Origin of the sequence: Microbacterium sp. B35-04 (assembly GCF_010634885.1) — a bacterium.
In the GTDB taxonomy this organism is placed as follows: domain Bacteria; phylum Actinomycetota; class Actinomycetes; order Actinomycetales; family Microbacteriaceae; genus Microbacterium.
In genome coordinates, this window is sequence record NZ_MWLP01000010.1 from 49,422 (window position 1) to 75,649 (window position 26,228).

Here is a 26,228-nt window from a genome sequence, read left to right on the forward strand (position 1 = left end):
TTCTCGGCAGACACCACTCCAGAGGCGCCCGCCCGCGTTTTCGTACATCGGAGGTCGGTGGTCCCTCTAAGGTCCCGTTGTGGATGCCGCAAGGCCACCCGTCGGCAACGTCATTCGGCATAGGCTTGCCTCGACATGAAGGTCATCTCTTACAACCTGCGCAAGCACCGGGCGGCCGGCGAACTGGCCCACCTGGTAGAGCGCCACGGTGCTGATGCGCTGTGTCTGCAGGAGGCGGATACCAGCGACCTCCCGGACGAGATCTCTGGGCTGAGGCTGGCGGAGTCCACGCAGCGCAACCGGCTGGGGCTCGCCGTCTACTACCGCGAGAACACCTACCGCGCCGTCGATGTGCGGGCTATCGCCCTCAAGAAGTCGCTCCACGACAGGGTGCTGAAGCCGGCGGAGGAACGGATGCTGGGCGTCCGGCTCCACGACATCGACGAGAACATCGACATCATCGTGGCGTCGTTCCATGCCGCCCCGCTCACCGCGCTGAATTCTCTGCGGCGCCACCAGATCCGCACGGCGCTGGGCGAGCTGCAGCAGCTCGGCGAAGGGCTGCCGGCGCTCATGGTCGGCGACTACAACTACCCGGTGTTCAAGGAGCGGCTCGGCCAGCACGTGCGCGAGCAGGGGTACGAGCTGAACCTCAGCGATTCGCGCACGTACACGCGCTACCGCTTCTTCCGCGGGCACTACGACTTCGCGACGTCGGTCGGGTTCGAGATCGACCGCGTGCGGACGCTGCCCCAGGGGCTCAGCGACCACCTGCCCATCCTCGTGACGGCTCACCCCGCTGCCGGCGTCCGCCGGGTCGTCGAGGTCGCGGAGGCCGAGACCGGCGTCGCCTGACCCCACCCCGGCGTTTCAGGCGCCCCCTGGTTTCCTGACGCGCCGCGCGTACGATGGGAGCGTGACGAGGGGGACCGTCACGCGCACCGTATCCGAGGGTGCGCGAACTGGGGTTGCTTACGATGCCGGGGCAATGCCGGTTCCGACGCGCCGGCGGCGCGTTTGGCCCTGGATCCTGGTCGGTGTCCTCGCCGTACTGCTCGCGGTCGCCGTGGTCGCCGGCGCGCTCACGATGCAGTTCTGGTCCGAAGCGCAGCGGGCCCGCGCCGCGGTCGGGCGGGCGGCATCCGGGATCGCGGAACTCCGCGGCAGCCTGGAGACGGCCGACGAGGCGCAGCTTCTCGCGGCGACGGACGCGATCCAGGCGGACGTGACGCTCGCCGTCCGGACCGTGGATGGCCCGTTGTGGGACCTCGCCTCTCGCGTGCCGTTCATCGGGCAGAACGTCGATGCGGTGCGGCGTGTGACGCATGCGGTCGACGTCCTCGTCGAGCGCGCCCTGACGCCGGGACTGCAGTTCCTCTCGGTCACCGACTTCGACGACCTCACGCTCGACGGCGGCGGGATCGACCTCGAGCCGTTCCGCCAGGTGCAGAGCTCGATCCCCGAGATCGCCGCAGCCTTCGCCGACGCGCAGTCGATCGTCGCGCCGATCGACACGGCGACGCTCCTTCCCGAGGTGAGCGCGTCGATCTCCGACATCCTCACCTTCATCGACCTCGCGACGCCGGCACTCGGAGTAGCCGAGAAGTACCTGCCGACACTTCTCGACATGGCAGGGTCTGGCGGAATCAAGACCTACCTCCTGATCTTCCAGAACAACGCCGAGATCCGTGCCACGGGTGGGAACCCGGCGGCGAGCATGATCGTGACCCTCACGGACGGCAAGCTCGGGTACGTGGATCAGGCGAGTTCGCAGACGTTCTACGACGCCGGAACGCAGGACGATGTGTACGTGGCGCTGCCCGCCGAGACCACCGGGCTGTATCTGCCCACGTTCGCGCAGCACTCGCAGGATTACACCTTCACCCCCGACTTCCCGACGACGGCCCAGCTCTTCCAGGCCCTGTGGACCCACACCACCGGCGCGACGTTCGACGGTGTCGTCTCGATCGACCCCGTCGTGCTCTCGCACATGCTCGCCGTCGCCGGACCCGTGACGCTCGGTACGGGGGAACAGCTCACCGCGGACAACGCCGTCTCGGTGCTGCTCCGTGACGCGTACGAGCGCTATCCCGAGGGCCGCGATTCCGACCGGTTCTTCGCGGATGCCGCGAAGCAGGTGTTCGCGCACCTCACGACCTCGGCCTGGGACCCGCTGCAGATGCTCGATGCGCTGAAGAAGGCTGCGGCAGAGCAGCGCGTCAACCTCGCGTTCGTCGACCAGGCCGCGCAGGCGCTCGCCGTCGAGCTCGGGGTGGACGGCGCGTTGGCCGGCGACACCACGACGCGGACGCAGGTGGGGATCTACCTGAATGACTCCTCCGTCGGCAAGCTCGAGTACCACTTGACGACGTCGATCATCGCGACGTGCGACGCCGCGGCGCGGACGATCACGACCACGATGACGCTGGCGAACGGCATCGGCGACGACATCCGAAGCCCTTACACGCTCGGGCTCCGCAACTGGCGATTCGGCCTGCCGAGTACCACGATGATGCTCGACGTGCTGTTCTTCGCGCCTCCCGGCGCTCAGATCACGCACACCGTCCCGGCGGTGGGAGACGTCCCGCGGTGGGAACGCAGCGGCGTCGAGAAGGGCAACACCGCACTCAGCAAGACGGTGTTCGTCGCCAAGGGAGAGACCGTGACCACCGCGTTCACGGTCGCATTGCCGCCCGGCGACCTCGCTCCGCTGCGACTGCGTCACACCCCCACGGCGACCGCGACCACCGTCACCATCGACCCGAGCTGCGTGGCGCTCTTCCCGGCTGCACGGTGACGGCCGGACCCGTCAGAGGAGCGTCGGATCCGGGTCGGACCACTTCTCGATGCCCTGCACCACCCAGAACGCGAAGAACAGTATGAGCGCGGCGGCTTCGACGATGAGCACGATCGGGATGCCGGAGCCGTCGGCGTCGGGCAGCAGGATGACGTACGCGATCAGGGTGAGCACGAGTCCCACGGCGATGACCGTGTAGAGCACGCGGAACCCCGGCGTCGGCTGCGGACCCCGGCGGGGGAAGGCGTTGCGCACCGCGACCGCCGCGAACAGTGCGAAGAAGGCGGTCGTCGCGACGAAGTGCGCCTGCTGCAGGAACGCGTCGCGTGCGAACGCCCAGGTGAGTGCGGTGACGGCGAGCACGACCACGGCGACCAGCAGCGACGGCCACACGGCGGCGAGCGAGACCTGACCGAGCGCAGCGAGCACGAGGGCGACGAGGAGCACGAGCGCGCCGAGCACGAGGTACACGGAGACGCCGTTCGCGGCATCCACTTCGTACTGCGGGGGGAAGCAGCGCCCTGTGCAGTCGACGACGACGCCGGGCACGGCATCCGGTGACAGCGTCGTCGGCACGAGGGCGATGAGGGGTGCGAACAGCGCGGCGGCATCGAGGAGCGCACGCTCGGCGCCGCGACCCGACAGCGCGAAGAGCGCGAGGGACACCGCGATCAGCGCCCCGACGAACACGTCGCGGGCGGGCGTGTAGAAGTAGTCGCTCACCGACGTGAGCCAGCCGTAGGTGGTCGCCGCCTGCGCGATCGCGACGAAGATCGCGACGACGGTGCCGGCGATGCCGATCCGCAGATACCGGTAGGTGCGCTCGAGCGAGGTCGAGACGGCGGCGATCGACATGCCGATCACCCTAGCGGGAGGTGCCCGACGGTCGTCGCGGGACGCGTCCGATGGAGTCAGCGGAGGTCGCGCCGGCGACGCACCGTCGCCACGATCGCGAGTGCTGCGCCGGCGAGGAGCAGTGCGCCCCCGCCGATCCACAGGCCGATCGTCGATGCCTGGTCGAGGCCGGTGGCGGGCAGTCCGTCGGCGCCCGTGATCGTGACCGCGGCGGTTCCGCCGGCAGAGGTCGACGAGACGGCGGCGATGTTGTAGGTGCCGGTGGCGTTCGAGGGGAGCGTGATGTCGATCGCCGTGAGCGAGCCGTCGGCTGCCGACGTGGCTGTGCCGCTCGCCGTCGTGATCGCGAAGCGCACCATGCCGATGCTCGCGTCGGCGCCGTTCTCACCCGTCACGGTGATGGTCAGGCTCTCGTCGGGCGAGAAGGTCTCGGCCTCGCAGGCGAAGGCGATGGTGCCGCCGGCCTGCGTCGTCGTCGGCGAGGCGGTGCACGAGCCGGACGGGGGATAGATCGTCGACGCGCCGGCCGCGGCCGGCGTCGCCACGATCGCCGCCAGCGCGAGCGTCGCGGCGAGCGCGGCTCGGGGGAGGAAGGGGGACGACGAGGCGGTTTCAGGCATCCAGAGCAGTCTACGAACCTCCGCAGACCGCGGCAACCGCGGCGGGCGGGGTCAGTGTGGGCGTCGTGACCGCTTCGAGGGTCGCTGCGACGGGAGTGCTCGCGCGGGCGGTGACGGTCGCAGTCGCGCTCGCGCCCGGAGTGAGGTCGATGGCGAAGCTCACGACGCGTCTGCCATCGTGCATGCCGCCGCCGAATCCCGAGCCGTCAGACATGGTGGCGTCGACCAGCTCGAAGCCCTCGGGCAGGTAAAGGTAGCCGATCGTGCGCGTGATGCCGGCGGGAACGCCGAATCCGCCGGCGCCGGTGATGTAGGCGGGCAGGTTCGCGGCATCGGCGGGTGCGGTGTTGCCGATCGTGACGGTGAGTACCGCGTCGCCCGTGGCGGCTCCGGACGCATCTACGGTGCAGGCATCCCAGGCGAGGGTCGTGACCGCGTTCTGGTAGAAGTCCATCTTCGAGCCGGTGCCGTCGTTGACGTAGACGCCGAACCGCGCTGCGCCGTCGTCCGATTCGGGTAGGCCGCCGGCGAGGGTGGTGCCTGCCAGGAGGCGCTGCTCCTCATCGTGCGCACTCCACAGCAGCAGGCGGTCCTCGTCGCCGGCCCGGGTGAGCGCCGTCACGAGGGCGGCAGGATCGACGTCGCCGCTCGACAGTTTCGCGAACACCGAGGCGGCTGCCACGGCGAAGAAGGCGTCCTGGTCGGCCGGTCGCGGGTAGCGGGCGTACACCTCGTTGAGGAGCAGCGGCACGGCGGTGTCGGGCGCGAGCACGTCGCCGGTGGGGAGGGTGATCGGGCCGGTCGCCTGCAGGAGGTACGACAGCGCGACGGGGTCGAGCGCGATGACGCCGTCGACCTGCTGCCCGCCGTGCTCGCGCGCCCACATCTCTCGCGCAAGGGTGGCACTCACCGCGAAGTCGGGCACCTGGGTCACGTTCTGAATCCATCGTGCGGGGCGATCGCCGTAGATGGCGGTGATCTCGTCGCCGAGCGGCAGCACTGCCTCGTCGTAGCGCTCGTAGTCGCTCGACGATTCCTGTGCCGCCAGACTCAGCGCGCCGCCCTCGGTGTGGATGAGCGCCATCGCACCGGGGATGCCCGCCAGCGAGCGCCATTCGGCGTTGTTCTGAAACAGCACCAGGTAGTTGCGCGGTGCTTCGGCGCCGAGCATCGACGGGATGAGCTGCGTGGCCCGTGCGAGCGCATCGGTGGCGGTCCCGGCCTCGGTCAGGAGCCCATCGACCTCGTCGACGGCGGTGCGCACGGGAGCCACCAGCGCCGTGCGGTCGATCGCCGAGACGGATGCCGCAGCCGCGCCGACCCCGTCGGTCGCAGTCTCCGCGGCGCCGCTGATCTGCTGCAGCGGCGCGAGATCCAGGCGACCGCCCTGGGGGCGCAGTGCGTCGACCTGGAAGGTGCCGGCCACCTCGGAGAGCGGGCGAAGTGCGGTGCTTGCCACGCCGTCAAGAGATTCGGCGACGGTGGCGACGGCGGCGAGCTGGGGACCGACCCACGGCACGCCTTCGGCGAGGCTCCACACCGGGTCTGAGGTGAGAGCGTGGGCCGCGCCGGTATCGGCGGCGAGCGAGGTGATCGCGGCGCTGGCGGTGGCGGGGTCGGCGAGGCTCTCGCGGACGGCGGCGGCGGTCTGCTGCGCATCGCGCAGGTGACTGTAGGCGAGTGCGCCACGGATGCCGACCCATGCGGCGCCGAGCATCACCAGGAGCAGGATGCCGCCGAGCACGGCGGCGAAGACGGTGCCACCGATGCGCGCGGAGCGGGGCAGCGGCGAGTCGGTCACCGATCCACCCTACGATGCGGGGCCGAACGTTCGCCGCCAGGTCAGCGGGTGTCTGCTCCCGCGTAGTCGCCCTGGTACTGGTAGCCGTAGTAGCCGCCGCTCTTGCGGGGCACCCGGTTCAGCACGATGCCGAGCGGCCGCGCGTTGGCCTTGCCGAGGTTCTCCAGTGACTTGTGCAGCATGTCGTAGGTCGTCTTCCCGGCGCTCACGACGACGAGTGCGCCGTCGGCGGCGGTCGTCAGCACGGCCGCGTCTGTCACAGGGAGGAGCGGCGGCGAGTCGATGATGACCAGTGCGTGCTCGGTGAGGCTGCGGACCAGCGCCTGCATGCGGTTCGACCCGAGAACTTCGCTGGGGTTCGGCGGCACGCGCCCGGCCGTGATGACGGCGAGGTTGCGGTTCGCGCCGACGTTGTGCACCACGTCGTTGAGTTCCGCGCGTCCCGCGAGCACATCGGTGAGCCCGGCGCCCTCGGGCAGGCCGAACACCGAGGCGACCATCGGACGTCGCAGGTCGGCATCGAGCAGCACGACGTGGCGGCCCGCCGCGGCGAGGCTGACGGCGAGGTTCGCTGCCATCGTGGACTTGCCGTCGCCGGGGAGGGGGCTTGTGACGACGATCGCGCGCGGCGGATTGTCGACATCCATGAACTGGAGGTTCGTCCGCAGCTCGCGCATCGCCTCGGCGAGCGGCGCCGATGCCGAGTGCTGGCTGTCGAAGTCGGCGATGCCGCGCTCGGCGCTGAGCCCTTTGTCGAGGGGCAGGGTGCCGACGACCGGTACGCCGGTCTCGCGTTCGATGTCCCGCGGGTCGCGGAGGCGGCGGTCGAGCACGTGCCGGACGATCGCGTACCCGATGCCGAGGGCGAGTCCGACCAGCGCGCCGAGGGCGAGCGCGAGACGTACGTTGGGGGACGACGGAGAGGTGGGCAGGCGTGCGGAGTCGCCGGTCACGAGGGTGACGGCGGCCGTGCCCGTCTCGTCGGTTCCCTCGACCGCGTTGATCTGCTGCACCATGCAGCCGAGCCACGATTCGGCGAGGTCGCGCGCCTCTTCGGGGCTCGATGCCGCTGCGGTGACCCGCACGATGACGGTGTCGAGCGGGTTCGAGACGTCGACGCGGGTGACGAGTGCCTCGGGTGTGGTCGTCAGGCCGAGTTCGTCGATCGCGCAGTCGGCCACGGCGCGCCACGAGCCGAGCTCGACGTACGAGGTGACCTTGCTGCGCGCGAGCTGGTCGCCGACGAGCGACGACCCGGTGTCGGAGCCGGCGTTGGTGGCGGTGACGATGCCGCTCGCTTCGGCGGTGTAGACCTTGGCCTGGAGCGCGGTCCACCCCCACGCGACGATCACACCGAGAAGGGTGAGGAGCACGATTCCGAGCCAATGCGCTCGAAGAATACGCAGGTAGTCCCGCAGCTCCATGGGCCCCCTCCCACTCACCCGTACACTACCGCGTGTGACCGGCAACCTCTTGATCTCCGCCCTGGGGGTGCGGGTGCGCATCACGTGCGACGGGTTGGATGCCGACGAGGTGCAGGCCGTCGAGGATGCCTGGCGCGATGCGCGTGTGGATGCCGACGACGCCGGTCCGGCCGAAGTCGAGGTCGCGGCGGGCACGGGTGGTGGCATCCGGAATCTGCTGTCAGCGCTGTCGCAGCGCGTGACGCTCGCTGCGATCGAGGCGCAGCGAGGGCGCATGTGGATGCTGCATGCGGCCGGCCTGGCGCTGCCCGACGGCCGCGTCGTCGCGCTCGTCGGTCCGAGCGGGCGGGGCAAGACGACGGCGGCGCGGGTGCTGGGCAGGGAGTTCGGGTACGTGTCCGACGAGACGGTCGCCGTCGACGTCGAGGGGCGGGTGCACCCGTACCGCAAGCCGCTGTCGATCATCGAGGCGGGGGAGGCCGAGAAGGCGCAGCGCTCGCCGTCGACACTGGGGCTGCGAGAACTGCCGGATGCCGAGCTGCGGCTCGCAGGGATCGTGCTGCTGGATCGCCGCGAGGCCATAGACGGGGCGGTGGTAGAGGAGGTCGACCTGGGCGACGCACTCCCGGACCTCGTCGCGCAGTCGAGCTATCTCACCGACCTGCTTGCGCCACTGCGGACGATCGCCGCGCACGTCGCGTCGGCGGGCGGAATACTGCGGGTGACGTATGCGGATGTCGCAGCCCTCGTCGACGTGCTTCCCTGGCTCGCCGGGAGTGTCCGCCGCGGTGGTGAGACCGAGCGAATTCCTCCGGCTGCGAGCGTTCGCCACTCGGGCGGCGATCGTGGACGAATGGATCACGACGGCCCGCGGTGGTTCCGTACGCCGGTGCACGACGAGATCGAGCTCCCCGATCCGCAGCGGCTCGCTGTGCTGCAGGTCGATGACGCCGGCGAGGGAACCGTCCGGGTGCTGGCGGGAGTGGCGCCGACCCTCCTCGGGGAGGCTCAGGCGGCGTCCCTCGATGATCTGATCGAGGCCGCCGTTCGCGCGCACGGCCGGCCCGCCGGTCAAGACGCAGAATCGCTCGTGCGCGCTGCTCTTACAGACCTCGCCGACGCCGGGATTGTGGAGCAACGCGCGCCACGGTGGGGGGCGCGCGGCGACATCGCCTGGACCGGGGAAGGTGATCGGTTCGTGCTGCTCTCGCTGGCGGACCCGGATGCCTCTCCGGTCGCTCTCGAGGGATCCGCCGCGGTGATCTGGCACTGCATGGTCGAGCAAGATGCAGACACTGCGACGCTCTCGCGGAGCGTGGCCGATCGTGTCGGCGTGGAAGTCGCCGCGGTAGCCCAGGATGTGAGCGCATTCGTCGACGAGCTGCGGCGGGCTGCGTTGGTGGAGCGCCGCTGATGAGCTCCGGCGAGGTCATCCGCCCAGCGTGATCGTCTTGGAGGTGCTGACAGACCGGTCACTGCCATACGCCGTCAACTCGAGTTCGTACACCCCCGGCTCCATCGGGGCCGTTCCGAATGTCTCGGCACTCAGTGCGTGGCCGCCGTACAGATTGATCGACGCCGTTCCCGAGCGCGATGCCAGCACCTGGGATGACGGTCCGTGCAACACGCTGCTCCAGACGATCTTCCCCGATGTTGCGTCGCCGAAGACACCCGTGTACTCGATCAAGCCGCCGGCCCACGCGATCGGGCCCAGGCCGGCACCGCCCGTGTTCACGTTTGAAAGGTCGTACGTGAGCACCGTCAACTTCGACGCCGGTATCGTGCGGACCGGCGTCGCACCCACGTGCTCCACGGTTGTGCTGCCGGCGGGCACGATCGCCGGCCTGACCGTGGTCGCGGCCGCGGTGATGACGACCGAGCCGCGGCCGGTGAATTCGCCCGAGCCGGTGTAGGCGCCGTAGATGGAGTTGGCCCCGCCATAAGCCGCGTAGCCGCCCGGGGCAGGCACGTGGACATAAGTTCCCGTGCTGCCGCCGGTCACTGATGCGGGGCCGCTCCAAGCCGTACTCGAGTCAGAGCGAGTGAACGTGTACCCGAGCGGGACGTTGACGACGAGCGTAAGCGTGCCCGTCGGCGTCACGGTGTCAGGAGTCGCGAGGGGCTCGTGGAAGATCCACCCGCCGACGGAGCCGATCGTGTTCGCGAATGACGAGGCGATGAGCGCGCTTGTCTCGTTGGAAGCCGCCGCCGCCGGCACGGCGGAGGCGACGACGAGAGCCGGCGCTCCCCACGCTCCGAGGCGGAGGAGTTGGCGGCGGTCCAGCCCGCCGCCCGACGGCGCGGCAGTGAAATGTTCCATCGGTCGTTCCCCCCGGAGGACGGCAGGCGATTGTCGTGTCGACGCCGTCGTCTCGGCTTGCGCCTGCCTCCAGGCTAGGCGAACCGGCGGAAACCGGACAAGTGCCGTTTCAGGGGGTCTCCCGATCGCCTCGCCGGCTGCACCACCACGGCTCGCGCCCTGTGCCGTGGCTCAGCCGATCGTTCCTGCGACGCTCTTGGTGAACTCGTTCGTCGGTCCCCAAGAGAACACGATCGTGTACGAGTAGTTGTCGTTGGGCGTTGCGACCTTGTAGACGAACTCGAAGTCCAGTTCTCCTGCGGCAGCGAGCGATCGCACAATGCTTGCCGACGTGCCGGTTGCTCCCGAAGGTGCGTCCCAAGCACCCAGAGTGCTGGGCTTGCCCTTGTCGTCATTCAGTGCCGTGATCTGCATGACGGCAGTGACATTCACGGCGGCTGCCACTGTGGCGCGCAGCCTGATGCTCACCCGGTTGCCTCCCGAGGCCGCTGGCGCTTGCGTGGCGGTGGCCGGCACGATGACTGTGCTCTGGCTGACGGTCGGCTGCGAGGCAGCGGCAGCAGGCGCCGCCGTGGCGAGCACCACAACCGGCGCTGCCCACACGCCCATCTTCAGCAGCTTGCGGCGATCGATCGTGCGGTCATCGGATGCGAGCGCGCGCGCAGGCGTGTCGGTCACTGTGTTCCCCCAGAGAACAGTCGTGGCTGATGGGCGTTCGGGCTCCCACAGCCGTGAACAGAACGGACGACCCCTCGCCCGCCGTGCGGTGGCCCCAGGCCCCCGACGTGATCCTCACCCTAGCGGACCGGCGACGGCCGCCGATTACCGAGGTGTAACGGCTCCTGCTTCCTTCACGAGATCCTCGCTCTGGGTCGTCGTGGTCTGAGTGTCACCGGTGGGTCCAGATGGCCCGCACCCCCGCAGGAGCAGAGCGGATGCCGCGGCCCCAACGTGCCACACGCGCCCGAGTTCGTCCGGTCACGGTGTCGACCGTCTCGGGACGGGCGACGAGCAGATCGCGGCGGGTCGGCCAGGCGGCGCGCCACACGATGCGGGGGCGCTGACTCCAGGGGGAGCGTCGGAGCGCCAGCATCCAGAAGTACGCACCGTGCGACCCCGACGAGACGCGTTCGCGCCAGGCGCGCAGGGCCGGGTCGGCGAGCTCGTCGGGGGTGGGCCGGGCATCGATCCCCATCCGCGGGAGCACCTTCTCGAGCGTGGCGACGCAGCCGGTCTCGCGGGCGAGGGTGGCGATGTCTAAGCGTTCGGCATCGGTGAGCGGAGCGCGCACCAGCTGCTCGAGTTCATCGAGGTGTCGGGGCTGGATGGTCGCGCCCCGCAGCGAGTGCAGCCCGAGCACGAGCACGCCGGCTGTCTTGTCGAGGGCGAGACAGTCGCGGTGTGCGAGGGCCAACGGGAAGCGGTGGCGCCACAGCGCCTCGAAGACGTCAGCCGGATCAGCGAGGAATCCCGGGAAGAAGCTGTGCACATCGAGGTCGCACGGCCACCCGTCGCGCAGGAAGGTCCTCGAATGGAGCGTGGTCAGCTCGCCGACCACACTGGACGGGCGCTTCGTCCAGCCGGTCTCGACGATCGCTTCGCACAGCTCGTCGAACCGGGCGGGATCGACGAGCACGTCGACGTCGGCCGAGACGCGCGCCGTGCGGAGGCCGTGGAGATGCAGCGCCGGCCCCTTGATGAGGAGCGCTCGGATGCCGCGCCTCTCGGCGAGCGCGCACACCCAGGCGGCGGCAAGCTCGTCGGCCTCGTCCAGGCGGAGCAGCACGGTCGCGTCGGTCGGGGTGTCCGTGGGCACGGCCCCACGATAACGGCGTGCGTGCGGGGCCAGACGCTTTCGAGGACCGCGAGTAGACTCGCCGCACTGCGCGGCACTGCCGCGGCGCCCGACCGAGGGGAGCCCCGCCATGACCGACGCACCCATCCTCGTGCCCGCACGGCCCCACACCGCGGCCGTCGCCACCGTGCACCGCCGTCGCGCGCAGGGGCGCGGCATCCGTCTGCTCGTCATCTACGGTGTGCTGCTGACGCTCATCGCGTTCTGGCCGGTGCCGGTGGATCGCGGGGCGTCTGGCCTGCTGCGCGCGATCACGCAGGCGGTCCCATGGCTGACGTACGACGTCATCGAGACGACTGCCAACGTCGCACTGTTCGTGCCGTTCGGGGTGCTGCTGGCGCTCGTGCTTCCGCTGCACCGCGGACTCGTCGTGCCGATCGCTCTCGCCACCACGCTGCTCATCGAGTCGGGTCAGGCTCTGCTCCTCGCCGAGCGCACCCCGAGTCTGCGTGACATCGTCGCCAACGTTCTCGGCGCGACGATCGGCCTCGCCATTGTGCAGCTCATCGAACGGCGTGCGGCGCCGAAGTGACGGGTGCCGGGCATCAGCTCCCGAAGTAGCTGCGGGCGTCGCGGGTGCTCAGCAGGATCAGCCCGATCAGCGACAGCAGCGACCCGCCGATCACCGACCACAGGCTGGCATCGGAGAAGAGGCCGAGCACCTGCAGCACGATGGTGATGGCGAAGACGACCATCGCGATCGTGCGGGCGGTGGGGTTGCCGCGCCACAGGCCGACGCCGACGGCGAGGGTGATGGCTCCGATGATGAGGCTGATCCACCCGAGGATCGCGGGCCAGGTGATGAAGAGGCCGGCGATGATCGCGAAGATCGATCCGACGATCTGCAGAAAGCCGGAGATCCAGGCGATGATGGCGACGAGCGTGACGCCGAGCGGGCGCTGAGTCATGGGTGAGTCCTCCGTGGCGAGACAGATTCGGCTGAAGGCTCCAACGTAGCGGTCGCCTGCCGGCGCGCACGCGTTTCACGCTGAGCTGCTCGTGTCGGCCCTCAGAATGGTGCCGCGGTGTCGTCGCCCGGCACGAAGACGACGCGCTGCGGAGGACGGTCGAGGTACGGCCGGCCGGCAGGACTGGTCCACTCGAGGGTGCCGCCGGGGAGCTGGCGCACCGTCCAGTCGGTCGCGTGTTTCAGCGTGTGATGTCTTTTGCAGAGGCAGGCGAGATTGCGGACGTCGGTCGGACCGCCTCGGGCGTGGTCGTGCGTGTGGTCGTCATCGCACAGTCGCGCCGGCCTTCGGCATCCGGGGAAGCGGCAGTGCGGATCCCGGGCCTTGAGGTACCGCTGCTGCGCCGCGGACGGCTGGTAGCGGTCGACCGCGAGCACCATCCCGGTCACCGGATCGGCCATCACGCGGTCCCAGCCCGGCGCATCACCGGCGAGGCGCCGTGCGGTGGCGGGGTCGACGGGCGCGATGCCGTCGAGTTCGGCACCGCCGCTCGTGACCCCGGTCAGGGTCGTGACGGGCACCGTGATCTGCACGGTCGCGCGGATCGCCCCGAGTCCGCCGGGCGCGGCATCCAGGGTCGGGTCGATCACCGGAGCGCCGGTGAGGAGCAGATCGGCGACGAGGTCGGCGCGGATCTGGTCGATCGTCCGCTCGTCGAACCACACTTCTTCGTCGGGCGCGGTCTCGCAGCTGCTGTCGGGAGCACCAAGGGCTGCGGCATCCGTCGTTTCGTGGGTCGTTCGCACCTGGTGCCGGCGGGAGGCGTCGACCCGCTTGATGAGCTTGGCCTGCCGTGTCGCGCGGTCGACGATGCCGTGGGCCAGCGCGGTCGGGAGCAAGTGGTTCAGCAGCGACATGCCGTCGTCGAGGTCGGTCACCCAGATGCGGCGGCCCTGCACCACGAGATCGTGGCGCTCCTGAAGGGTGAGCGGGTTGCGGATGTCTGCCTGCTGCCGGGCGTAGGCACGGGTGCGCGCGGCCGTCGTCGTCTCCGCGTATTCGAGAACCGCGCGTTCGAACTCGGCCCGTGCAGCGGGCTCGTCGATCGCGCCGCCGCAGTCGAGGATGGCGGTCACGTGGCCTCGTGAGATGCGCCCCGCTTCGAGGGCTGTCACGGTGACCGCGAACGAGGTGGTGAGCCGATGTGCGTCCCACATGTGCGACTGCATCGTGCGGTCGTTGACCTTCACGGCGAGACCGAGCTCGGCCGCCAGTGCGCGCAGCGGCATGTCGCGTTCCTTCGAGCGCGCCGACGGGATGCGCGCCTGCTGCGCCTCAGCGAGGGCGAACGCGTCGGCCAGGAGACGCAGTTTGCGGGCGTGGAGGGCGGCCTCTTCGGCGTGGATACGGCGCAGCTGCGCAGCGAGGTCTCCGGCGCGCTGCGCCTCGACCTCGTCGCGTTCCGCGTCGTCCACGATGTGCCCTTCCGTCGCGCAGAGAGCGCGACCCTCCTCACGGGATGATCCCGATCGGACCGCGGGGCACAACGCGGTCGGATCTCTGCGAAAGAACCGGATGACGGTGTCTTTCGCTGGATCCATCATGGCGGGGGCCTCCGACATTGCGGTGGCCGTCCGCATCCGGCCGACACCGCCTGGGCGCGTGCCGGACGACGCCCTTGTGCGCCGGATTCGGCCGCGCTAGCATCCGGGCATCGATTGCCAGGGGGTGTCGCAATCGTTGGGGTCCATCGCACGGTGCGACTTATTCGTCGCGCCGACTTCGACCGGGGGGCGGGATCATGGGCGACGCACACCAGGACGAGCCGACGGCGGCCGCGGCGGCGGCGCCAGAATCGGCGGTGGGCTCGAAACCCGAGCTCGGAGATGCGCCGCTGGCGGCGGCTGATGACCACGCGCCCACGAGTGCGAGCGCAGGGGGCGCGGCTGCTGTCCCGTCGACTGGTCCGGCGTCGTCAGAGCCTGCCACGGCGGCGTCCGGGCCGGCCGCGGTGATCGGCGAGGATGGCGGTGCGATGGCTTCCGCACCACCGCCCCCCGCGCCTGCGCCGGCTCCCGCGCCGACGCCCGCCAAGCCGACACTGACGCTGTCTGCCGTCGTCCCGCCGAAGCCGCCGGTGACGGCGCCGCTGCCGTTGACGGCAGTGGCGCCGGGAGTGGCCGTTCGGTTCACCGTCAGCTCGACGGTCCCGATCACCGCGCCTGCGCTGAAGTCGGGCAGCGCACCGATCGAGGCGACCTTCGTGAATGCGGAGCGGGCAGCCCGTGCGACCGAGTGGGTCGCGAACGTCACCTTCGCGACACAGCCGGCCAACGATGTGTACGCGACCGCCGGCGCGGGAGCGGACGCGGTCATGTCCCCGGCGATGAGAGTGACGGTCGGGGCGCCGCCCGCGGCACCTCCGGGAAACGGCGGGGGAGGCGTCGCAGGGCCCGCCGAAGTGGCCGTGGGCGAGTACGACGCCGACTTCGCCCGGCGCACGGGTGCCGTCTTCCGTGGGCTCGCGTACCTGTTCGCCGGACTGGCGGCCTGGATGCTGCTGTGGATCCTGCCGATGGGAGGTCTCGCCGACGAGGCGACCGACATCACCGACAGGGTCGTCGCCGCGGCGAGCACGATCGCTTTGGCGGTGGGTGTCATCGCGATCCTGGCGGGGGTCTGGATGGCACTGCTCGAGGCGAGAGGCCGACAGCGGGCTCGCGTCGCTCTCGCCGAAGGCGGCTTTCGGGGCGCCGGCGGTGGACTGGGAATGAGCATCGCTGATGTCGAGAAGCTCGCCGCAGCTCTGAGCAAGGTGCGCGGCACCATCGCCGCCTTCGTCATCGGCGTGCTGCTCATCGTGCTCGGACTGGCGGCCCTCACCGTCGATCAGCTCGTTCCGGATCCTGCAGCGACGACCCAGACCGAGGAGCCAGAACAGACGGGCGACGACGAGCCATGAGCGAGGTGCATGCGGTGCTGATCGGCGTCGCCGAACCGGCGCCGGTGCGATGGTCGGATCAGCTCGCCACTTTCGTCGCGGCATCGGAGCCGTTCCTCGACAGCGACTACAGATTCGCGACGCTGGGCGGCGTGCACGAGGACCTCGACACCTACACCCGGATGATCGTGGACGAGGTGCCGGACGCCGTCATCTCGCGCCTCGAGGGGACGGAAGAAGCAACGCTGGCGAGCGTCACCGCCGAGCTCGAGAGGCATGTTCGTCCCGATACGCCCTGCAGCTGCTCCGCGCTCGTGATCGTCCTCGTGGGGCACGGATTCCAGGTGCAGACATGGGATGCCAGCGAGCCAGACCGCCTGGACGAATTGTTCGCCCTCGCCGACCTGCCTCTCATCGACGACTGGTGGGTGCCGTTCTGGCGCGCCGCGCGCCGCGATCTCACGGCCACCATCATCGTCGACTCCTGCCATTCGGAGACGATCGTGCGAGGCCTGTTCGTTCCAGACCCCGTCATCGTTCGCGAAACGGTGAGCGATGGCCCCCGTCGGCTCATCATCTCTGCGTCGATGGATGCGCAGCTTGCCCGCGAGTTCTCCATCGGCGGCCGGGTGCAGGGCGTGCTCACGCGCGAGCTCGAGCAGGCGTGGGCGTCGCCGCCGAATCGCGCCAGTTACGAGGCCTGGTTCGTCTACGCGGCTCCGTTCGTGAATCAGACGATGACGCAGACAGCTGTGTTGAGGATCATCGATCCTCAACAGACGATTCAGCTCGCCCGACCTTTCACAGCGTGAGGCCTTGAGGCCCCCGGCTACACGCGGATGTCGTCGATGTGGTCGCGGTACCAGGTGACGGTGCGGTCCAGGCCGTCTGCGAGGCTGATCTTCGACGTCCAGCCGGCGTCGGCGAGCTTGGAGACGTCGAGCAGCTTCTGCGGGGTGCCGTCGGGCTTGCTGGTGTCCCACTCGGTCTCGCCCTCGAAGCCGACCACGCCGGCGATGGTCTCGGCGATCTCGCGGATGGTGACGTCCGAGCCGGTGCCGACGTTGACCTGCTCGGGCCCGTCATAGTGCTCGAGGAGGTGCAGCACGGCATCCGCCATGTCGTCCGAATGCAGGAACTCGCGCCTGGGCGTTCCGGTGCCCCAGTTCGTCACCGAGGCCGCGCCGGACTTCGCGGCCTCGTCGTAGCGGCGGATCAGCGCCGGTAGCACGTGCGAGCCCTTGGGGGAGAAGTTGTCGTTCGGCCCGTACAGGTTGGTGGGCATCGCAGAGATCCACGGCAGCCCGTACTGGCGTCGCACCGCCTGCACGTTCAGGATGCCGGCGATCTTCGCGATCGCGTAGGCGTCGTTGGTGGGCTCGAGGTGGCCGGTGAGCAAGGAGTCCTCGCGGATGGGCTGCTCGGCGAACTTCGGATAGATGCACGACGACCCGAGGAAGGCGACTCGTTCGACGTCGTTCGCGAGTGCCGCGTCGAGCACGTTCGACTGGATGCGGAGGTTGTCGCTGAGGAAGTCGACCGGGTAGGTGCTGTTCGCAAGGATGCCGCCCACCTTCGCCGCGGCGAGCACGAGGTATCGCGGCTTGATGTCGGACACGTAGGCGAACACCGCGTCACGGTTCTTCAGGTCGAGTTCGGCCGACCTCTTGCCGACGACGTCGGTGAAGCCCTCGCCTTTCAGCTTCCTGACGATCGCTGAACCCACGAGCCCGCGATGGCCTGCCACGTAGAAGGTGGCATCCCGGTCGAGCTGCGCCGGGACGTACTGCACGGTGTCTGTCGCTGTCGTCACTTGCCGACCAGTGATGGCTCGGATGTCCAGGAGACCAGGTTGACGGAGTCGATCCACTCCGGGCGCTTGTCCAGCGCCTCCACATCGGCGTCGACCATCAGCTCGGCGACGGAGATCCCGTCCAGTGAGGTCTTCCAGCCGAGCTTGTCGTGGGCCTTCGTGGGGTCGCCGATGAGTGCATCCACCTCAGTGGGGCGCAGGTAGCGCTCGTCGAATTTGACGAACTGCTGCCAGTCCAGGCCGACGTGCCCGAATGCCGCCTCGAGGAAGTCTCGGATCGTGTAGCCGATGCCCGTGGCGAGCACGAAGTCCTCCGGCTCTTCGACCTGCAGCATCCGCCACATCCCTTCGACGTACTCCGCCGCATACCCCCAGTCTCTGATGGAGTCCAGATTGCCGAGATAGAGATCCTTCTGCTCGCCCGCTTGGATCCTGGCGACCGCGCGGGTGATCTTGCGCGTGACGAAGGTTTCGCCACGACGCGGTGACTCGTGATTGAAGAGGATGCCGTTCACCGCGAACAGGTCGTACGCCTCCCGGTAGTTCTTCGTGATCCAGAAGCTGTAGAGCTTGGCTGCGGCGTAGGGCGAGCGTGGATAGAACGGCGACTCCTCGTTCTGGGGTGGAGGCGTGGCTCCGTAGAGCTCGGACGTAGAGGCCTGGTAGAACTTCGTGTCGATGCCCGAAAGCCGCACCGCTTCGAGCAGACGGATCGTGCCGATGCCCGTGGTGTCGGCGGTATGCACGGGCTCATCGAACGACACCCTCACATGTGACTGAGCAGCCAGGTTGTAGACCTCGTCCGGATGGATCTTCATGAGCAGAGTCACCAGGCCCGCCCCGTCGCTGAGATCCCCATAGTGAAGGAACAGCCTGGCGCTCGGGTCGTGCGGATCGACATAGAGATGGTCGATGCGATGCGTGTTGAAGGTCGACGCACGGCGTATGAGACCGTGGACCTCGTATCCCTTTCCGAGCAGCAGCTCGGCGAGGTATGAGCCGTCCTGACCGGTGATACCGGTGATGAGTGCACGCTTCACGTCGTACTCCGTCCCCCAGCGACTCGCGGAGGCCGTACGGCGGTCTCCGCGCAAGTCACGGAATCCGCGACGCCGGCAGCCAGGCTCGGTGAACCTGTCGGGAGCTGTCCCATCGTCGAGAACAGTGCGACGATACCGCAGTCCGCGCGGCGAGAATAGGCCTCTCGTCAGGCGCTCTCGCGACCGTCGCCTGGGCGCTCGCCCCAGCGGCGGTCGCGAGAGCGACGCTGCCTGGGTGCTACGGGCGTCCCATCCCGTAGTACGTCCACCCGGCGGCGCGCCAGGCGGCGGCATCCCATCCGTTGCGTCCGTCGATGACGACGCGGCCCGATGTGAGCGACGACGCGTGTTCGGGGGTCAGATCGCGGCGGTATTCGTCCCATTCGGTGACGAGCACGATGGCGTCGGCCTCACGGAGCGCTTCGTCGCGGTCGGCGACGTAGTTCAGCTGCGGGTGCAGGCGCTGGGCGTTCTCGATGGCGGCGGGGTCGGTGATGGTGACCCAGGCTCCGAGGCCGTGCAGGCGGATGGCGACGTCGAGGGCGGGGGAGTCGCGGATGTCGTCGCTGTAGGGCTTGAAGGCGGCGCCGAGCAGGGTGACGTTCTTCTTGAACACCGAGCCGCCGAACGCGTTGATGACGAGATCGACCGCGCGGTCGCGGCGGCGGAGGTTGATCGCGTCGACTTCGCGGAGGAAGGCGACGGATTCGCCGCGGCCGAGCTCTTCGGCGCGGGCGGAGAACGCGCGGATGTCCTTCGGCAGGCAGCCGCCGCCGAACCCGATGCCGGCGCCGAGGAAGCGGCGGCCGATGCGCACGTCGTGCCCGATCGCGTCGGCCAGCTGGGTGACGTCGGCTCCGGTGACCTCGGCGATCTCGGCCATCGCGTTGATGAACGAGATCTTGGTGGCGAGGAAGGCGTTGGCGGCGACCTTGACGAGCTCGGCGGTGGCGCGGTCGGTGACGATGAACGGTGTGCTCTTCGCGACGGCCGGGTGGTAGACCTTGCGCAGGATGTCGGCGGCCCGTTCGCCGTCGTCGCCGGGGTCGACGCCCACCACGAGGCGATCCGGATCGATCGTGTCCTTGACGGCGTAGCCCTCGCGCAGGAATTCGGGGTTCCAGACCAGCGTCGCACCCGTCGCCTCGATGCGCGGCGCGAGGTCTGCCGCCGTGCCTACGGGCACCGTCGACTTGCCTGCGACGACGTCGCCGGCAGACAGATAGGGGAGCAGGCCGTCGACCGCCGCGTTCACGTAGGTGAGGTCGGCGGCGTAGCCGTCCTTCTGCTGCGGGGTGCCGACGCCGATGAAGTGCACTGTCGCGCCGGCGGCCTCGGCCATGTCGGTCGTGAACTTCAGGCGGCCCGACTCGACGCCGGCCGTGAGCAGTTCCTGCAGGTCGGGCTCGAAGAAGGGAGCCTCGCCGCGTGAGAGGGCGTCGACCTTCCGCCGATCGACGTCGATGCCGACCACGTCGTGACCGATGGACGCCATAGCGGCCGCATGCACGGCTCCGAGGTAGCCGCAGCCGATGACAGACAAGCGCATGACAGTGCCCCTTCCAGGGATGGGACTAGGCCGTCGTCCGGACGGACGACGGGGGACGGGAAGGGGCAGCAGCGACCCAGCTGACAGCGATCCTCGCATGAGGAACTCCCGATGCAGGAGTCAGCACACCGCGAACGGCGTCGTTGCGACGCAGGTCGGCGACCGCGAGCTGGCGGAAATCCAGTGCGAGACCCGCACCGACCGCCTTGGCGTAGGACTCCTTCACCGCCCACAGCTGGGTGAGCCAGGCCCTCCGGCCTGCTGCCTCCAGGCCGTCGGCGTGGCGGCGCTCCGCCGGCGTGCAGAGGCGCCGCACCAGCGCCGGCTGGTCGAACACCGGCGCGACGAGCTCGATGTCCACTCCGATGAGGCCGTGCTCGACGACGCCGACCACGAGCCGGTCACCCGCGTGGGCGATGCTGACGTCCAGCGTCGAGCCCTCGAGTCGCGGCTTGACGCCGCGCGGAGTCGCCTCGAACCCCCGCCAGGCGCGCCGCAGGCGCACGGTGACGATGTCGCGCACCCACCTCCTCGCGGTCAGGTACGACGGGAGTCGTGATTCGGGTAGCGAACCGAGGGCTGCGGCATCCGCCCCGAGCAGGTGCGCGGCGTCCTCGGGGTCGTGATCGAGGTCGTCGCGCGCGGGAATGCGACCCATCACGACGTGCACCCCTCGCGCCGAGACGAGGCTTCGACGCGCGCCGGTCGCGGGGTCATTCGTCGACACGCTGGCGGATTCCCTCGGCGAGCTCGCGAATGGTGGGGTGGTCCCACACGATGGTCGGGTCGACCTCGAGCTCGAACTCGTCCTCGATGTCTCCGCAGAGCGTGAGGGCGTAGACCGAGTCGAGCCCGAGTTCGGCGAGCGGCGTGTCGACGGTGAAGTCGTCGGCCTGCATCTTGCCGTAGGCGACGACGCGTCCGACGAGCCACTGCTCGATCTCGGTGGCGGTCAGTTGTGTGGGCATGGTGTCGTCCTTTCGGTGGTCACAGTGGCGCCACTGTCGCGCGTGCGGGGCCGATCGCCATCTCCTCGCCGCTGGCGGCGCGTGCTTCGGCGTGCGCGACGAGCCGCGCCACGAGGTCGGTGGGAAGCGGAGGCTGTCGTCGCACCACACGTCCACGGATGCGTCGGAGACACGCCTCCATCGCGAGGGGGTCGGCCGCGATCGCCTCCGAGCCGCGCGCCTGCCTCCAGCCGTTGATGACGGCTGCGGCCGCGGTGAGCAGCGCGACGCAATGGGCGAGCTCGAGCATCTGGTGCGGGTCCGCCGTCCCATGCCCGCCCGCTTCCACGGCGGCGACAGCAGCCTCGGCAGCGGCCGCGAGATCGGCATGCACCTCGACGGCGCCGGGCGCGTCGGACGCGATCGCCGCGGCGACGGCCGGCTGAAGGAGCGCGCGCGGCGCCGTGGCACCCGTGTCACCGCACCACGCGTCCACTGCGGCGGCCGCCGACGGCAGTGCGTCGGCGAGGTCCGGTACGAGGATGGAAAGTGCGGAGAGGTCGCGCACATGCTGCTCGATGAGCTCGAACGGCGCGATCCGCGCATAGAACGTCGAGCCGGCGAGCACCGACACCTGCTGGGCCGCCTCTGCCAGCAGCAGGCAGGTCAGGTGGGCGCTCAGCGCGACCGCGATGGCGGCCGCGGGCGCGTGCGCGTCCGCCAGGCACACGGCGGCGCTGCTGAGCGCGTCGGCAGTCAGGGCGTCGGCCAGAGCCGCCGCCAGCAGCGAGCGGGCATGCGGGATGTCGAGCACGGTCCCGCCGTAGAGCTGACGGCTCTGGGAGTAGTGGACGCACTCGCTCAGCGCGGCGTCGAGCGCTCCGAGCGCCGCCGCAGGCACCGCGGCCCGGATCGCGATGACCCGGGCGAACCCGGACCCCGGCACGACAGCCACCGGGACGATGCCGGATGCCGGCTGTGCCGTCGTGTCGAACCGGTAGGTCCGCAGCGCGCTCGTCACCAGATGGCCCTCAGCGGGCGCTGTACCCCCGACGGCGGTACCCCCGACGGTGAGGCGCCCGATGAGCGGCTCGAGTGCATCGAGTCCTGCCGAGACGTCGCGCCCGAAGGCGGGACGCGCGTGCTCCACGCTCTCCGCGATGCTCACGATCGCTCCGTCCACGAGGGCAGCAGCGTGACGGCGCCGCTTCCACCGGCGTGCGCGCGCAGCGCGGCGTCGAGGAGCGCGTCCGCGACCGCGGTGTCGACGGTGTCCGCCCCGAGCCGGTTCGCCACCCGCTGCAGCACGGCCGCGAGCCAGGCGTCGCTCTCCCCCAGCGGACCCGGGATCGCGCCCAACCGTGCGAGATGGACGGCCAAGGCGCACGCGGCACCGAAGACGAGCGCGAATCGTTCGGCGAGGTGGAAGGCGAGCGGATCGGGCTGCGACTGCCGGGGCAGGTCGCCGGCCTCGGCGAGCAGCGCGGTGTATTCGTCGCGGATCCAGCGCGCCGCATCGACCGCGGCGCGGGACGTGCGACCGTCGTCCACCGCGTCGACGAGCGCCGGCAGCGAACGCAGCAGCCGGGAGCCGTGCCGGGTGACCAGGCGCAGCGACGCCGTGTCGAGCGCGTCGTGCTCCACGTCCGCGCGGAGCGGCGCGAGCACCTCCGGCAGCGGCGGCGGTGCTGCCGGACGCAGCTGGTTCGGCAGCTCGTTGACGATCATGTTGAGGTTGACCACCGAGTTGCCGTCGAAGATCCCGACGACGCGGCTGTCGCGCGCGGCCTTCTGGAACGCGCCGAAGGCGGACGGATGCAGCCCGCCCGAGCCCTCCGAGCCGACGATGAGCGCTTGCGGGCCCAGCAGACGGGTGAGGTCGCGGAAGAGCAGGTCGGCAGTGTCGGGGCCGAGGAACTTCACCAGCGCGCTCACGAGCGCCATCTCGCCGGGCACGGCGTGCGCAGAACGCACGCCGACCAGCATCAGGCACTCGACCAGGAGCGCGTCGGCGACGGCGACTCCCAGTGCACGCCGGGACGCGGGCGCGTCGAGGAGCCGACCGCGCACGCCGTCCGGCACGGAGGCGGCATCGAGCGCGGTCTGCAGCGCCCGGTCGACGGCTCCCAGCGACAGGCCGGTCGTGAACGGGCGGGTCAGCTGCAGGCTCTTCAGCACGATCTCGAGTCCGTGCCCGGCGGGGCCGACGAGGGCGTCCGCGCCGACGACGGATCCTTCGAACCGGATGCCGGCGAGGTTGGCGCCGCGCAGGCCGTGCGAGGCGACCTTGGCCTCGTACCCGATCGTTGCGGGGTCGGCCTCTTCCTTGTCGACCAGCACGAGCGACAGCGAGCGGGGACCTGGCCGTTCGTCGGAGCGGGCGAGCACGGTCATCGCGCGGCAGCGGACGGCGTTGTTGATCGGCCACTTCCCGCCGTCGACGCGTACGGTGCCGGTGCCGATCTGCGCGGACGTCGCCGACCGCGACAGGTCCGAGCCGCGGCCGCGTTCGGTCAGCCCCCACGACACGGGTCGTCCGGTGTCGACGAGGCCCGCCATGCGGGTCGCGATCTCGCCGCCCGCGACCCAGGCGCAGATCGCGCCGAGGAAGGTCTTGCCGTGCACGGCGGCGACGGTGAAATCGCGCCGCGCGAGGTGTCGGATCATCAGCAGCGGCACGAGGGCGTCGCCCAGCATGCCGCCGTGCGCCTCGGGTACGTACCACTGCTGCAGCCCGAACGCGGTGACGGCCGCGATCTCGTCCTCCGGAAAGGCCGACCTCTCGTCGAGCAGCACCGATCGCCTCGTCGAGACGACCGCCTCGTCATCGGCGGGGTCCCCGAGGAACGCGTCGAACGCGCGCACGGGGGCGAGCGTGCCGGCGTCCGCGCCGGTGGCGACCGCGGTCATGCCGGGACCGTTTCGAACCCGTCGAGGTGGACGAGCTGCAGTCGCTGCTGGTGGAGAAGCCGGCGCGTGAGTGCGCGCTGCACCTTGCCGCTGGTGGTGCGCGGCAGCGTGCCCTTGCGGATCAGCGCCACGCCCAGGGCGGGCAGCGTGAACTCCGTCGCCACCCGCGCGCGCAGCGCCGTGGCGAGTGCGTCGAGATCTTCGGCGGTCGCCGAGGGGTCCACCTCGGCGACGATGCCCACCTCTGGCGCCACGCCCGGGCGCTCGAACGCCGCGCTGAGGCATCCTGCGCCCAGCAGCTCCGCCGCGCTGCGCTCGAGGTCCTGGGGGTAGATATTGCGCCCGCGGACGATGATGAGGTCTTTGAGGCGGCCGGTGATGACGAGTTCGCCGTCGACCATCGCGCCGAGGTCGCCGGTGCGCAGGTACACCTCGTCGGCGACACCGGCGAGGGTCGCGCCGAATTCGGCTGCCGTCTCCTCCGGCCGGCGCCAGTAGCCCTGCGTCACGCTCGTGCCGCGCACCCAGATCTCGCCGATGCGTCCGTCGCGGAGCTCCACGGCCGTGGCCGGATCGACGATCGCGATCTCCATGCCCGCACCGGGCCGGCCGCACGGCACCAGCTCGGCGGTGCGCTCGCCCGGGCTCGCCGGCAAGATGTGGTCACGCTCGAGCGCGTCGGCGCTGACGACGATCGCCCGTGGCGGCACGGTGTCGCGATGCGCGGTGATGAGCAGCGTCGTCTCGGCCATGCCGAATGCGGGCACGAAGGCCTCGCCGCGGAACCCCGCGGCGGCGAACCGCGCGGTGAACGCGTCGAGGGTGTCGATCCGCACCGGCTCCGCGCCGGTGATCACGGTCTGCAGCGATGACAGATCGAGTTCGGCGAGCTGTTCGTCCGTCACGAGACGGCTGCACAGGGCGAAGGCGAAGTCCGGTCCGACGGTGTGAGTCGCCTTGTGCTCGCTGATCAGCCGCAGCCACAGCACCGGCCGGCGCAGGAACTGCGAGGGCGACGTCAGGTGCAGCGTGCCGCCGGCGAAGAGGGGTTGCAGGATCTGCCCGATGAGGCCCATGTCGTGGTAGTGCGGCAGCCAGCCGACGGTGATCGATTCCGCCGTCAGGCCGACGATGCCGCCGATCGCCTGCTGGTTCGCGTATAGGTTCGCGTGCGACACCATGACGCCCTTCGGCAGCCCGGTCGACCCCGATGTGTACTGCAGGATCGCGAGCGCCGACTCGTCGATGGTGGGCATGCTCCAGTCCTCCGGAGAGGCTGCGGCAGGTCCGTCGACGGCGATCACGGCGGCGTCGGCGATCGACGTCTCGCCGGCGAGGCCGAGTCCGTCCAGGGCGCCTGTCTCGGTGAGCACGGCCTTCGCCCCCGCGTCCTCGAGGATCGCGAGCAGGCGCTGGCGCACGGCATCCGCATTCCGCATCGCGGTGATCGGCACCGGGGCTGCCGCGACGCCCGCGTAGAGGCACGCGAGCAGCGCACGCACGAACGGCAGGCCCGGCTCGAAGGCGAGGATCACGACGTCGCCGGGCGCGAGCCCGGCTCGGGCGAGCTCGACGGCACGGGCGCGCGCATCGGCATCGAGGTCGACATACGACACCTCGCCGACGTCGACGGGCGAGCGATAGAAGCGGATGCCGCGGCCCGCGGCATCCGTCGCCGACCGGCGCAGCCTGCGCACGAACTCGGTCCCGCTCTCTGCCGCGCCGCCCTCCCTCGCGGGCGCCCCGGCCCGTGGCACGTGCACTTCACTCTCGGTCATCGCGGACTCCCCTCGGTCCTGACGCCTTTGCGCCCCGCGAGTTCCGTCCACTCCCCACAGCCGTACCAGCCGACGGATCCAGCGGCGACACTGCGGCACCCTCGTGGTACAGACTGACCGACGCAGGCGACGTCGCTGTTACACGCGCGTTAACTCTGCGGCACCCTCCTCGTGGTGCCGATCGCGGCGGCTAATCTGAGCGGCGTGGGGCGGATCAATGGGTATGGGGTGCTGCTGGGGGTGCAGCGGGTGCGGGATTCGGTGTACAGCCGACTCGTGGCCGGCGGCTTCCAGTCGTTCGGCGCGGGCTCGCGCATCATGCTGCCCGCGCGCATCGCGAACCCCGACCGGATCTCCGTAGGCGCCGGCGTGCTCATCGGCGCCGGCTCATGGCTGATGGTCCCGTCGCGCGACGAGCCCGGACCCGTGATCGAGCTCCACGATCGCGTCCGCATGCGCGGAGCGTCGATCTCGGCGGTGCGCAGCGTCGTGATAGAGGAGGCCGTGGGCATCGCGGCGGGGGTGTACATCTCCGACCACAGCCACGGCTTCGACCTCGTCGACGTGCCGATCCGCGACCAGCCGCTGACCGAACCCCGCCCGGTGCGGATCTGCCGCGGCGCATGGCTCGGTCAGAACGTCGTGGTGATGCCCGGCGTCACGATCGGGG

23 protein-coding genes and 1 pseudogene are annotated in these 26,228 nt (G+C 70.2%); 7 read left to right on the forward strand and 17 right to left on the reverse strand.

Annotated features, from left to right (window positions below; genetic code table 11):
* Positions 1-135: 135 nt before the first annotated feature.
* Together B1729_RS02960 and B1729_RS02965 are read left to right on the forward strand one after the other, a co-directional pair.
* Positions 136-855, forward strand: coding sequence for an endonuclease/exonuclease/phosphatase family protein (locus B1729_RS02960; RefSeq protein ID WP_163630603.1), 720 nt, complete (start codon positions 136-138; stop codon positions 853-855).
* A 133-nt stretch (positions 856-988) separates the two neighbouring features.
* Positions 989-2,797: a DUF4012 domain-containing protein gene (locus B1729_RS02965; protein ID WP_163630604.1), complete on the forward strand. Its 1,809-nt coding sequence runs from the start codon at positions 989-991 to the stop codon at positions 2,795-2,797.
* A 12-nt stretch (positions 2,798-2,809) separates the two neighbouring features.
* Here the strand turns inward: B1729_RS02965 and B1729_RS02970 are convergent, their stop codons facing one another.
* From B1729_RS02970 to B1729_RS02985, 4 genes are read right to left on the reverse strand one after another with little or no spacing between them, the layout of a single operon-like run.
* Complete coding sequence (locus B1729_RS02970; RefSeq protein ID WP_163630605.1) at positions 2,810-3,652, reverse strand: hypothetical protein; 843 nt, start codon at positions 3,650-3,652, stop codon at positions 2,810-2,812.
* Positions 3,653-3,708: 56 nt separating this feature from the next.
* Positions 3,709-4,272: a cell wall protein gene (locus B1729_RS02975; RefSeq protein WP_163630606.1), complete on the reverse strand. Its 564-nt coding sequence runs from the start codon at positions 4,270-4,272 to the stop codon at positions 3,709-3,711.
* Positions 4,273-4,282: 10 nt separating this feature from the next.
* A complete protein-coding gene (locus tag B1729_RS02980; protein ID WP_239539343.1) occupies positions 4,283-6,073 on the reverse strand; it encodes a DUF4012 domain-containing protein in 1,791 nt (596 codons plus the stop codon).
* A 41-nt stretch (positions 6,074-6,114) separates the two neighbouring features.
* Positions 6,115-7,497, reverse strand: coding sequence for a polysaccharide biosynthesis tyrosine autokinase (locus B1729_RS02985; RefSeq protein WP_163630607.1), 1,383 nt, complete (start codon positions 7,495-7,497; stop codon positions 6,115-6,117).
* A gap of 34 nt (positions 7,498-7,531) precedes the next feature.
* On the opposite strand from B1729_RS02985, the gene B1729_RS02990 reads away from it, so the two are divergent.
* Positions 7,532-8,911, forward strand: a complete 1,380-nt coding sequence (locus B1729_RS02990) for a PqqD family peptide modification chaperone (RefSeq protein WP_163630608.1) — start codon at positions 7,532-7,534, stop codon at positions 8,909-8,911.
* A gap of 15 nt (positions 8,912-8,926) precedes the next feature.
* Here B1729_RS02990 and B1729_RS02995 read toward each other — a convergent pair whose 3' ends face one another.
* The 3 genes from B1729_RS02995 to B1729_RS03005 all read right to left on the reverse strand — a co-directional run bounded on the left by B1729_RS02995 (position 8,927) and on the right by B1729_RS03005 (position 11,633).
* Positions 8,927-9,817: a hypothetical protein gene (locus B1729_RS02995; RefSeq protein WP_163630609.1), complete on the reverse strand. Its 891-nt coding sequence runs from the start codon at positions 9,815-9,817 to the stop codon at positions 8,927-8,929.
* 171 nt (positions 9,818-9,988) lie between these two features.
* Complete coding sequence (locus B1729_RS03000; RefSeq protein ID WP_163630610.1) at positions 9,989-10,495, reverse strand: hypothetical protein; 507 nt, start codon at positions 10,493-10,495, stop codon at positions 9,989-9,991.
* 211 nt (positions 10,496-10,706) lie between these two features.
* Positions 10,707-11,633, reverse strand: coding sequence for a nucleotidyltransferase family protein (locus B1729_RS03005; RefSeq protein WP_163630611.1), 927 nt, complete (start codon positions 11,631-11,633; stop codon positions 10,707-10,709).
* Between the two features lie 109 nt (positions 11,634-11,742).
* Here B1729_RS03005 and B1729_RS03010 point away from each other — a divergent pair, with 109 nt between their 5' ends.
* Positions 11,743-12,204 carry a VanZ family protein gene (locus tag B1729_RS03010; protein ID WP_163630612.1) on the forward strand — a complete coding sequence of 154 codons (462 nt, stop codon included), beginning with the start codon at positions 11,743-11,745 and terminating at the stop codon, positions 12,202-12,204.
* Between the two features lie 13 nt (positions 12,205-12,217).
* Here the strand turns inward: B1729_RS03010 and B1729_RS03015 are convergent, their stop codons facing one another.
* Both B1729_RS03015 and B1729_RS03020 read right to left on the reverse strand, forming a co-directional pair.
* The gene (locus tag B1729_RS03015) at positions 12,218-12,580 is read right to left on the reverse strand and encodes a DUF2127 domain-containing protein (protein WP_163630613.1); all 363 of its coding nucleotides are present in this window, start codon (positions 12,578-12,580) and stop codon (positions 12,218-12,220) included.
* A gap of 101 nt (positions 12,581-12,681) precedes the next feature.
* Positions 12,682-14,055, reverse strand: coding sequence for an HNH endonuclease signature motif containing protein (locus B1729_RS03020; protein ID WP_163630614.1), 1,374 nt, complete (start codon positions 14,053-14,055; stop codon positions 12,682-12,684).
* Between the two features lie 560 nt (positions 14,056-14,615).
* Between B1729_RS03020 and B1729_RS03025 the strand changes: the two genes are divergently transcribed.
* Positions 14,616-15,542, forward strand: a complete 927-nt coding sequence (locus tag B1729_RS03025) for a hypothetical protein (RefSeq protein ID WP_163630615.1) — start codon at positions 14,616-14,618, stop codon at positions 15,540-15,542.
* Positions 15,539-16,333 (forward strand): caspase family protein, encoded by a 795-nt coding sequence (locus tag B1729_RS03030; RefSeq protein WP_163630616.1) that lies wholly within the window; start codon positions 15,539-15,541, stop codon positions 16,331-16,333. The genes B1729_RS03025 and B1729_RS03030 overlap by 4 nt, the downstream gene beginning before the upstream one ends.
* Before the next feature lie 17 nt (positions 16,334-16,350).
* Here B1729_RS03030 and B1729_RS03035 read toward each other — a convergent pair whose 3' ends face one another.
* The 8 genes from B1729_RS03035 to B1729_RS03070 all read right to left on the reverse strand — a co-directional run bounded on the left by B1729_RS03035 (position 16,351) and on the right by B1729_RS03070 (position 25,558).
* Positions 16,351-17,334: a GDP-L-fucose synthase gene (locus B1729_RS03035; protein WP_239539345.1), complete on the reverse strand. Its 984-nt coding sequence runs from the start codon at positions 17,332-17,334 to the stop codon at positions 16,351-16,353.
* On the reverse strand, positions 17,331-18,374 hold the full coding sequence (gene gmd, locus B1729_RS03040; protein WP_163620763.1) for a GDP-mannose 4,6-dehydratase: 1,044 nt from the start codon (positions 18,372-18,374) through the stop codon (positions 17,331-17,333). Before gmd ends, B1729_RS03035 begins: the two co-directional genes overlap by 4 nt.
* A gap of 238 nt (positions 18,375-18,612) precedes the next feature.
* Positions 18,613-19,923, reverse strand: coding sequence for a UDP-glucose/GDP-mannose dehydrogenase family protein (locus tag B1729_RS03045; protein WP_163630617.1), 1,311 nt, complete (start codon positions 19,921-19,923; stop codon positions 18,613-18,615).
* 25 nt (positions 19,924-19,948) lie between these two features.
* Positions 19,949-20,650 (reverse strand): 4'-phosphopantetheinyl transferase superfamily protein, encoded by a 702-nt coding sequence (locus B1729_RS03050; RefSeq protein ID WP_163620761.1) that lies wholly within the window; start codon positions 20,648-20,650, stop codon positions 19,949-19,951.
* On the reverse strand, positions 20,637-20,891 hold the full coding sequence (locus B1729_RS03055) for an acyl carrier protein (RefSeq protein WP_163620760.1): 255 nt from the start codon (positions 20,889-20,891) through the stop codon (positions 20,637-20,639). The genes B1729_RS03050 and B1729_RS03055 overlap by 14 nt, the downstream gene beginning before the upstream one ends.
* Before the next feature lie 19 nt (positions 20,892-20,910).
* A complete protein-coding gene (locus B1729_RS03060; protein ID WP_163620759.1) occupies positions 20,911-22,038 on the reverse strand; it encodes an acyl-CoA dehydrogenase family protein in 1,128 nt (375 codons plus the stop codon).
* Positions 22,035-23,780 carry an acyl-CoA dehydrogenase family protein gene (locus B1729_RS03065; RefSeq protein WP_163630618.1) on the reverse strand — a complete coding sequence of 582 codons (1,746 nt, stop codon included), beginning with the start codon at positions 23,778-23,780 and terminating at the stop codon, positions 22,035-22,037. The genes B1729_RS03060 and B1729_RS03065 overlap by 4 nt, the downstream gene beginning before the upstream one ends.
* Positions 23,777-25,558, reverse strand: coding sequence for a fatty acyl-AMP ligase (locus B1729_RS03070; RefSeq protein WP_163630620.1), 1,782 nt, complete (start codon positions 25,556-25,558; stop codon positions 23,777-23,779). The genes B1729_RS03065 and B1729_RS03070 overlap by 4 nt, the downstream gene beginning before the upstream one ends.
* 204 nt (positions 25,559-25,762) lie before the next feature.
* Here B1729_RS03070 and B1729_RS03075 point away from each other — a divergent pair.
* Positions 25,763-26,228, forward strand: a pseudogene (locus tag B1729_RS03075) (hypothetical protein); the annotation flags it as partial.